We start from the raw sequence: 8,665 nt of genomic DNA, 5'->3' as shown, positions 1-8,665 counted from the left end.
CCGACTTGGGCGGGGAGAGGTCAGGAGCCGTACACCACCTTCACCTCCTTGAAGCCGAGGGAGTGCAGCAGTCCCTCCAGCATGTGGGTGGTGTTGCTCTCGGCCCGCGCGGTCAGCTCGCTCTCCTTGGCCGCGTCGCCGATGTGGCGGACCGCGAGCTTCTGCACCGCCTGTTCACCGCCGGGGTTGTCGGAGAAGAGGTCGCCGAGGCGGTCCAGGAGGCCGCGCTGCTTGGAGACCGCGTAGGAGCGGTCGGGATCGAGCGCCGGGGTGCCGAGCCGCGCGTGCGGCAGCCGGAGCGTGGCGGAGGTGCGGTCCTCGTCGACCGTCACGTCGTCGTCGCCGACCTTGCCGAGGTCGACATAGGCGTCCACGGTGCCCGCCCCGACGTACAGGGTGCGGGTGCCGCGGATCGCGTCGGGGAGGTACTTGGCGTCCTTCTCCAGGTCCACGACGACCTGGAAGTTGCCGGAGGCGGCGTCGTAACGGCTCATGTCCTGGATGGATTGCAGCAGGGCGGGGCCCGTACGGTCGTGGGTCTCGGTGCCGAAGAGGTCGCGCAGGCCCGGCAGCAGGCTCAGCCGGATCCCGGCGAACATCACGACGAGCACGACCACGACGGCGGTGAGCGCCTTGGCCCAGCCGGGCATGCGGCCGGGGAGGCGCCTGGCGGGCTTGTCGGCCTTGGTGGGCTCGATGGAAGTCGTCATGCGGACGGCCCTCCTTCCTGAGGACACGGATTCCCGCCAATTGCGCTGTCAGACCGCCTTGTTGGCAACCTGTGACGTACGGATCCGCCGGGCACGCAGACCGTCACGGTGTCCTCGCCGGCGCGGGAGGCGGTCTTCGCTCTCCTGACGGCCTTGCCCAACCGCCCGGACCGCTCCTGCTCCGGCCGCCCGGACGCCTCCGGCTCCGGCCGCCCGGACGCCTCCGGCTCCGGCCGCCCGGACGCCTCCGGCTCCGGCCGCCCGGACCGCTCCTGCTTCGGCGGCCCGGCCCGGACCGGTCACCCGTCGCCATCGCCCACGAGGTCTGCCGCGAGCGCTTCGGCGACCGGGCTCGGTCCGGTCCGGTCACGTCACCCGGGCGGCCGATCCGCCCGATGCGGCCCGTCCGCCGGACCGACGGGTCCGCCGGCGGGCCGGGACCGGCGCTGCCGGGGGCCGGGAGGGGTGGAGGAGGAGGCGGCCGGATCACGGCGTGTTCGCGCGGGTGGGCGGAACGGACGCGGTCCGTAGCATGGGAGCTCCCGCCCCAGCCGGACATGATCAGCGAGGAGCCGATCGTGCGAGACATCTCCGTGTTCAGCGGCAGTGCCCATCCCGAGCTGGCAGCCGAGGTCTGTGCCCACCTCGGCGTGCCCCTGAGTCCCACCCGCCTCAGCAGGTTCGCCAACGACTGCCTGGAGGTGCAGCTCCAGGCCAACTGCCGGGAACGGGACGTCTTCCTCGTCCAGCCGCTGGTCCGGCCCGTGCAGGAACATCTCGTCGAGCTGCTGCTGATGTGCGACGCCGCTCGGGGCGCGTCGGCGGGCCGCATCACGGTCGTCATGCCGCACTACTCCTACGCCCGCTCCGACAAGAAGGACGCGCCCCGGATCTCGCTCGGCGGCCGGCTGGTCGCCGACCTGATGGCGGCGGCCGGCGTCCACCGGGTGCTCGCCATGACGCTGCACTCGCCCCAGGTGCACGGCTTCTTCTCGATGCCCGTCGACCATCTGCACGCACACCGGGAGCTGGCCGCCCACTTCCGCCGTTACGACCTCACCCGCACCACCGTCGTCTCGCCGGACCTCGGCAACGCCAAGGAGGCGGCCGCCTTCGCCCGGATGATCGGCGCCCAGGTGGCGGCGGGGGCCAAACAGCGGTTCGCCGACGACCGGGTCAGCATCAGCGCCGTGATCGGCGAGGTGGCGGGGCGGGACGTGATCGTCCTCGACGACGAGATCGCCAAGGGCAGCACGGTCCTGGAACTGCTCGACCGGTTGCGGGAGTTGCAGCCGCGGTCGATACGGGTGGCGTGCACGCACGGCCTGTTCGCGGCGGGTGCGCTGAAACGGCTCAGCGAGCAGCCCGACGTGCTGGAGATCGTGTGCACCAACACCGTGCCGGTGCCCGCCGAGCAGCACACCGACAAGCTGCGGATCCTGTCCATCGCCCCCGCCCTCGCGGAGGCCGTCCGCCGCATCCACAACGGCGAGTCCGTCAGCGCCCTCTTCGACGCGGCGCGCGGCGAATAGCGGGGCCGGCCGGGCCGCAAGGTTCGTCGAGCAGCGCTTCTCGGCGCCGTCATAACGTGCCGGAGGCGGCCCCCGGCCGCTCCAGGGCGGCCTCCAGGGTCGCGGCCGGCGGCAGCAGCCGGGACAGCCCGGTGGCGCGCAGGATGCGCAGGGTGAGCGGGTGGGGGCAGACCAGGTGCAGACGGCCGCCCTGGTCGAGGACCCGGCCGCGGGCCCGGTACAGCAGGCGCAGCCCGGAGCAGTCGAAGAACTCCACCGGGGTCAGATCGATCACGATGCGCGGTGCGGCGCCCGAGGTCGCCTCGTCGAGGTGCGGTCCGATCTCGGTGGCCGCGACGATGTCGATCTCGCCGTGGAACTCCAGCACCGTGTACCCCCGGTCCTCGCGGACGCGTAGATGCGGGGTGCCCGCCGGAGATTTCTGCTGCACGACGACATCGCCTCCAACCCGCTCCACCGGTCGGGAGCCTCCAACGGGCGGGGCGCACACAGCAGTTCCCCGCTCCAGCAAGTTACCCCCGATGGAGTGAATTCCAGCATGTTCGATTGACATATGTCTTCGAAATGCAACCGACTCTGGCCGAGTTTTTTCGCGCCGTGAGCGAAGGGGGGTGCGGGGAGCGGTCCGAGGGGCGGCGGGAGGGTTACGACAGGGCGTGCCAGGCCGTCGAGAGAGCCGCGCGGAACTGCTCCGTCTGGTGCGCGGTGAGCTGTCGGACCATGCGCTCCTCCAGTTCCCGCACCGGACCGGCGTGCCGCTCGAGGAGTTCGCGCCCGTCGTCGGTGAGCAGGATCAGCAGCTCGCGCCGGTTGTGCGGATTGCGCTCGCGGCGGATCAGCCCGCGCCCCTCCAGGGAGCGCACCAGATCGGCGATGGACTGGGCGGTGACGAAGGAGTCCCGGGCCAGCTGGGCGGCCGACAGCCCGTCGTGCCGCTGCAGCACGGTGAGCGCCGTGTACTGCAGGGCCGTGATCCCGGACGGCTTGACCAGCTCGTCCAGGTGGGATCGCACGACCAGCTCGACCTGCTTCACCATGTAGAGAAGGGACGGGGGCGCCCGGTGGGGCGAGGGTGCGGACGCTGTCCTGCGCGTCGGGGAGCCGGCCATGTGTCCGAGCCTAGAGCATTGACAGGAAACCTGTCTGTAAAGAGACTGCGAACCAACAGGAATCCTGTTTGTTGAAATCTTGGCGACGATGCTGAGGAGTGGCGATGACCACCTTCGAGACCGGCCCCGGTCGACTGTTCATCGGGGGACAGTGGCGCGAGGCCGCGGACGGAGCCCGGACCGAGGTGATCGACCCCTCCCGGGGTGCGGTCGTCACCACCGTCGCGGAGGCGGGCGCCGTCGACGTGGACGCCGCCGTACGGGCCGCGCGGGAGGCCTTCGACGCCGGGCAGTGGTCCGGCCTCAGCGGCAGGGAGCGCGGCCGCGTCCTGCTCCGGGTCGCGGAACTGATCCGCGCCGAGGCCGACGCGATCGCCCGCCTGGAGAGCCTCGACGTCGGCAAGCCGATCACCCTGGCGCACGCCGTGGACGTCACCAACGCGGCCAACGACTACGAGTACTTCGCCACCCTCGCCTTCGCCCTGGACGGCGCGAACCGCGACACCCCGATGAACGCCCTCGCCTACACCCGGCGCGGCCCGCTCGGCGTGGTCGCCGCGATCACCCCGTTCAACTTCCCGCTCATCCTGGCCGGTTCCAAGATCGCCCCAGCCCTCGCCGCCGGCAACACGGTCGTCCACAAGCCCGCCGACGAGACGCCGCTCAGCGCCCTGTACATGGCCGACCTGTTCCAGCGGGCGGGGGTGCCCGACGGCGTGGTCAACGTCGTCACCGGCAGCGGCCCGGTGGCCGGCGAGGCACTGCTGCGCCACCCCGGCGTCGACAAGATCGCCTTCACCGGCTCCACCGCCGTCGGCCGGCACGCCGCGAGCATCGCCGGCGAGAACCTCAAGCCGGTGACCATGGAACTCGGCGGCAACGCGGCGCACCTCGTCTTCGAGGACGCCGACCTGGAGAAGGCGGTCGGAGCCGTCATCAAGGGCTTCGTCTTCAACACCGGCCAGTTCTGCATGGGGGGCCCGCGTCTGCTGGTGGCCCGACCGGTCTACAGCACGCTGCTGAACATCCTCGCCGAGGCCGTGCCGGGTGTGCCGGTGGGCGACCCCCGGCAGCCGGAGACCGTCGTCGGCCCGATGGCGGGGGAGAAGCACCTGCGCAAGGTCGAGGAGTACGTCGACCTCGCCCGGAAGGAGGGCGCCCGCATCGTCTGCGGCGGTGAGCGCCTCGACCTCGACGGCGGGTACTACTACCGGCCCACCGTCATCGCCGACCTCGCGAACGACTCCAGGGTCGTGCAGGAGGAGATCTTCGGGCCGGTCCTCACCGTCCAGCCCTTCGACGACGAGGACGAGGCCATCGAGCTCGCCAACTCCACGCCGTACGGCCTGGCTTCGGGCGTCCAGACCGGCAACCTGGCCCGCGCGCACCGTGTGGCCGACCGCCTCCAGGCCGGCATCGTCTGGGTCAACGACTGGGCGATGCTCGACCCGGCCGTCCCCTTCGGCGGCGTCAAGGACTCCGGCTTCGGCCGCGAGTACGGCCCCGAGGCGCTCCAGTCGTACACCAAGGTCAAGTCCGTCGTCGTCTCGCTCGACTGAACGCGCCGCGAGAGCAAGGGAGCCACACCCATGACCATCACCACACGCGCCGCCGTCGTCGAGTCCGCCGGAGCGCCCTTCACCCTCTCCGAGGTCGTCCTCGAGGACCCCGCCCCGCACGAGGCCGTCGTCCGGCTGGTGGCGGCCGGGCTGTGCCACACCGACCTCGGGGTGGCGAGCGGCGGACTGCCCTTCCCGCTGCCCGGAGTCCTCGGCCACGAAGGCGCGGGGGTCGTCGAGGCGGTCGGTGCGGCCGTCACGGCCGTGGCCCCCGGCGACCACGTCGTGCTGTCCTTCACCTCCTGCGGGGACTGCCGCAACTGTCATGGCGGCCACCCCGCCTACTGCGCCTCGTGGCTGCCGCTGAACCTCCTCGGCGGCCGCCGCGCGGACGGCACCGCCACGCTCAGCCGGGACGGTGAGCCGCTAGGCGGCCACTTCTTCGGCCAGTCCTCGTTCGCCGAGCGGGCGCTGGTCGACGAACGCAGCCTCGTCAAGGTCGACCCCGACGTGCCGCTGGCGTCGATCGCCCCGCTGGGCTGCGGCGTCCAGACGGGCGTCGGAGCCGTCTGGAACGTGCTCGAGCCCGCGGCGGGCAGCACCGTCGTCGTCCTCGGGGCCGGAGCCGTCGGCCTGTCGGCGGTCATGGCGGCCGCGCTCACCCCGGCCACCACGATCGTCGCGGTGGACCGGGTCGCCGAACGCCTGCACCTGGCGAAGGAGTTGGGCGCCACGCACACCGTCGACGCCGGCCGGGACGACCTCGGCGACGCTCTCGCGGAGATCACCGGCGGGCAGGGCGCCGACGGCATCGTGGAGACCACGGGCAACACCGCGGTGCTGCGCCGGGGCGTCGACGCGCTCGCCGCCCGCGGCACGCTCGTGGTGGTCGGCGCACCGCCCTTCGGCAGCGAAGTCCGCCTGGACGTCAACGGGTTGCTCGGCGGCAAGCGGGTCGTGGGCCTCACCCTCGGCGACAGCGAGACGCAGAGCTTCATCCCGGCCCTGGTCGAACTGGTCAAGGCGGGGCGCCTGCCGCTGGACCGCCTGATCGGCACGTACGCGTTCGCGGACATCGACCGGGCGGTCCAGGACATGACCTCGGGCAAGACCATCAAGCCGGTCCTGACGTTCTGACCTTCTGAGGAACCCGCTCCCGCCGATGCTCCGACGTCTCGTCAGCCGACCGTCAGGACCGGTTTCCCGGTGGTCCGGCCGGTGTCGCCGAGCCTGTGCGCCTCGGCGGCGTCGGCCGGCGGGAACGTCCCCGCGATCGTGGCGCGCAGCCGCCCCGCCTCCACCGGCCGGGCGATCTCCCGCATCCCGGCCCGGTCGGCGTCCGCCAGGTGGCCCGCCGGTGTGTCGTCCCGCCCTTGCGGGACGGCGGCCAGGCCCGGTACGTCGAACAGCCGGTCCCCGAGGCGGGCGCGGCGAGCACGGCGGACACCCGGGCCCGGGTCCTGCGGCGGCTGGGCGAGCCGTTCACCCTGTCCGGCCTCGCCGCGCACGTCCGAATGAGCCTGCGCACCTTCGCCCGCCGCTTCCACGACGAGACGGGACCGAGTCCCGGCCGCCGGCCGATCCGGCAGCGCATCACGCACGCCCGGCATCGGCTGGAGGCCGGCGACCTCTGCTTGGACCAGGTCGCCGGCCGCGTCGCTTCGCCGCGGGCGCCTCGCTGCGCCGGCACCTGCACGCGGCCATCGGGGTCGCAGGCGTACCGCGGGACGTCGCGGACGACGCGTCGCCGAACACGCCGCTCACCGCTCACCGCCGGCCGGGACTCTCAGCGGCTCGCGTGCAGCGCGACCAGCAGCTGCCACACCTGGTCGGCGATCTCGGCGGGTGAGCCGTCCAGGTCGCCGTGCAGCCAGTCCGCCAGGACGCCGGCGAAGGTCGCGGCGACGGCCGAGGCGACCAGCGGCGCGTCCGCCGCGCCCGCCCGCTGCCGCTCCCGCAGGCTGTAGGCGCGCAGATCGCGGTGGAGCACCCGGCCGAGGGGTCCGCCGCCGCCCGGCGTCAGCAGCGTGCGGTACAGCGTGCCGTGCGGGGTCAGCGACTCGAAGAACTCCGCCAGCGCGGCCGGGGCCCGCACCGGGTCGGGGCGGCCCTGCCAGGCGTGCAACGCCTCCACGGCCTCCCGTACGACGTCGGCGCAGGCGTCGACGGCGAGGGACTCCAGATCGGGATAGTGCACATAGAAGGTGGCTCGGCCGACGCCCGCCCGCCGCACCAGGGCGGCCACGCCCACCTCCTCCAGCGGTCGCTCGGCGCACTCGTCGAGGAGCGCCGAGCGCAGCCGCGCACGGGTGCGGGCCGACCGCGGGTCCTCGGGCTCCGGGCGGGTCACTGTGCGACGAGGACGGCGACCAGGGCGAGGGCGCCGGGCAGAGCCTGCGCGAACAGGATGCGGCGGTTCGCGGTGAGCGCGCCGTACACGCCCGCGACGATCACGCAGGACAGGAAGAACACCTGGGCGCGGAAGCCGGTGGGGTCGGCCGCGATCAGCCCCCACACCAGGCCCGCCGCGAGGAAGCCGTTGTAGAGCCCCTGGTTGGCGGCCATCGCGGCGGTCTTCTTCGCCATCTCGGGGTCGAAGCCGTGGAACGACAGGCCTGGCTTCTTCTGCCACAGGAACATCTCCATCACCAGGATGTAGAGATGCAGCGCGGCCACCAGCGCGACCAGAACGTTCGCCAGGATTTCCATGGTCTCCCTCTCACTTCTTGGACAGATGTCCACTATAGCGGGACACCTGTCCAAGAAGTCCAGAGGGGGTCGCCCGGCCGCCGTGGGCGGCCGAAACGGGGGTATCCGCAGGGTTCGGAGGCGGGGCGCTCCGTCCCGGCCCGGATCTCGTGGAGGAGACGACGACATGGCACTGGTGAAAGCGGGCGTCGTGGTGCTCGACTGTGCCGAGCCCGAGAAGCTCGCCGAGTTCTACAAGGGCCTGCTGGACGCCGAGGAGATCGACCGGACCGCGAACCGCGTCGAGATCAGGAGCGAGGACGGCACCCGCCTGGCCTTCCGGCGCGACGTGAACGCGACCCCGCCGAGCTGGCCGCGCCCGGAGAACTCCCTCCAGGCCCACCTGGACTTCCTGGTCGACGACCTCGACGAGGTGGAACGCAGGGTGGTCGGACTGGGCGGTCGCCCGCTGGAGACCAAGGGCGCCCCCGGCCCCCACGAGGAACGGGGCTACGCCGATCCGGCGGGCCACTCCTTCACCCTCCGGCTGGCGCCTTCGCCCGCCCCGAAGCAGGGCTGAGCAGGTCCGAACCCGACGCACGCGAAGCGGCGGGCCCCGCCCTTCGGCAGGCGCCCGCCGCTTCGCAGGCTTCCGCGTCGGGGAAGCCCTCCATGTCTCCCGCCCCGCCGCGCTCTGCCTGCCGCGTGCTGCCCCCGGCCCTCAACACCACTGCGCCGCGGGCCCGTGACGGCGGAGCGGGCGTCAGTCGCGGCCGCCCTTCTCCTTGGCGGGCCAGACGCCGGTGGAGCGTTCGATGGCCTTGGCGCCGGTGCGGTCGGCGGCGCTGCGGGCGGCCGCGAAGATCGCGCCCTGCACCGCCGCGGCCAGCAGGACCTCGCCCCAGCCGCGGTCCCGGTCGAGCGCGTCCGGTGCGTCGTCCTCGTGCCGGATCGCCTTCCACGCCTTGCGGAACGCGAGCCCTGCGAGGGCGCCGCTGGCCCAGCCCAGCGCGAATCCGACGGGCTGGTAGACGAGGGGGAGTTTCCTCTTCTTGGCCATGGATCTC

At 72.7% G+C, this 8,665-nt stretch carries 11 protein-coding genes; 4 read left to right on the top strand and 7 right to left on the bottom strand.

Going from position 1 to position 8,665, the window contains the following annotated elements; all coding sequences use genetic code 11:
- Positions 1–20 precede the first annotated feature (20 nt).
- Positions 21–710, bottom strand: coding sequence for a DUF4230 domain-containing protein (locus ACN6LD_RS35055; RefSeq protein ID WP_445045275.1), 690 nt, complete (start codon positions 708–710; stop codon positions 21–23).
- A gap of 578 nt (positions 711–1,288) precedes the next feature.
- Here ACN6LD_RS35055 and ACN6LD_RS35050 point away from each other — a divergent pair.
- A complete protein-coding gene (locus ACN6LD_RS35050; protein WP_319194384.1) occupies positions 1,289–2,242 on the top strand; it encodes a ribose-phosphate diphosphokinase in 954 nt (317 codons plus the stop codon).
- 49 nt (positions 2,243–2,291) lie between these two features.
- Here the strand turns inward: ACN6LD_RS35050 and ACN6LD_RS35045 are convergent, their stop codons facing one another.
- The gene (locus ACN6LD_RS35045; protein ID WP_319194386.1) at positions 2,292–2,672 is read right to left on the bottom strand and encodes an anti-sigma factor antagonist; all 381 of its coding nucleotides are present in this window, start codon (positions 2,670–2,672) and stop codon (positions 2,292–2,294) included.
- A 214-nt stretch (positions 2,673–2,886) separates the two neighbouring features.
- Complete coding sequence (locus ACN6LD_RS35040) at positions 2,887–3,279, bottom strand: MarR family winged helix-turn-helix transcriptional regulator (protein WP_319194388.1); 393 nt, start codon at positions 3,277–3,279, stop codon at positions 2,887–2,889.
- Between the two features lie 176 nt (positions 3,280–3,455).
- Here ACN6LD_RS35040 and ACN6LD_RS35035 point away from each other — a divergent pair, with 176 nt between their 5' ends.
- Together ACN6LD_RS35035 and ACN6LD_RS35030 are read left to right on the top strand one after the other, a co-directional pair.
- Complete coding sequence (locus ACN6LD_RS35035) at positions 3,456–4,910, top strand: aldehyde dehydrogenase family protein (protein WP_445045274.1); 1,455 nt, start codon at positions 3,456–3,458, stop codon at positions 4,908–4,910.
- A gap of 30 nt (positions 4,911–4,940) precedes the next feature.
- Positions 4,941–6,047, top strand: a complete 1,107-nt coding sequence (locus ACN6LD_RS35030; protein WP_319194392.1) for an NAD(P)-dependent alcohol dehydrogenase — start codon at positions 4,941–4,943, stop codon at positions 6,045–6,047.
- Between the two features lie 41 nt (positions 6,048–6,088).
- On the opposite strand, the gene ACN6LD_RS35025 is transcribed toward ACN6LD_RS35030, so the two are convergent.
- From ACN6LD_RS35025 to ACN6LD_RS35015, 3 genes are all read right to left on the bottom strand, one after another.
- Complete coding sequence (locus ACN6LD_RS35025; RefSeq protein WP_445045273.1) at positions 6,089–6,520, bottom strand: zinc-binding dehydrogenase; 432 nt, start codon at positions 6,518–6,520, stop codon at positions 6,089–6,091.
- Positions 6,521–6,696: 176 nt separating this feature from the next.
- Complete coding sequence (locus tag ACN6LD_RS35020) at positions 6,697–7,260, bottom strand: TetR/AcrR family transcriptional regulator (RefSeq protein WP_319194393.1); 564 nt, start codon at positions 7,258–7,260, stop codon at positions 6,697–6,699.
- Positions 7,257–7,619: a DUF1304 domain-containing protein gene (locus ACN6LD_RS35015; protein ID WP_319194395.1), complete on the bottom strand. Its 363-nt coding sequence runs from the start codon at positions 7,617–7,619 to the stop codon at positions 7,257–7,259. The genes ACN6LD_RS35020 and ACN6LD_RS35015 overlap by 4 nt, the downstream gene beginning before the upstream one ends.
- A 166-nt stretch (positions 7,620–7,785) precedes the next feature.
- On the opposite strand from ACN6LD_RS35015, the gene ACN6LD_RS35010 reads away from it, so the two are divergent.
- Positions 7,786–8,178, top strand: a complete 393-nt coding sequence (locus tag ACN6LD_RS35010) for a VOC family protein (RefSeq protein ID WP_319194397.1) — start codon at positions 7,786–7,788, stop codon at positions 8,176–8,178.
- 183 nt (positions 8,179–8,361) lie between these two features.
- Here ACN6LD_RS35010 and ACN6LD_RS35005 read toward each other — a convergent pair whose 3' ends face one another.
- Positions 8,362–8,658 (bottom strand): DUF4235 domain-containing protein, encoded by a 297-nt coding sequence (locus tag ACN6LD_RS35005; RefSeq protein ID WP_057577503.1) that lies wholly within the window; start codon positions 8,656–8,658, stop codon positions 8,362–8,364.
- Between the last annotated feature and the right edge of the window lie 7 nt (positions 8,659–8,665).

It is taken from the genome of Streptomyces sp. SAS_272, from assembly GCF_052543235.1.
Note: the sequence above shows the minus strand (reverse complement) of the source record. Positions and strands in the feature narration are given on the sequence as shown.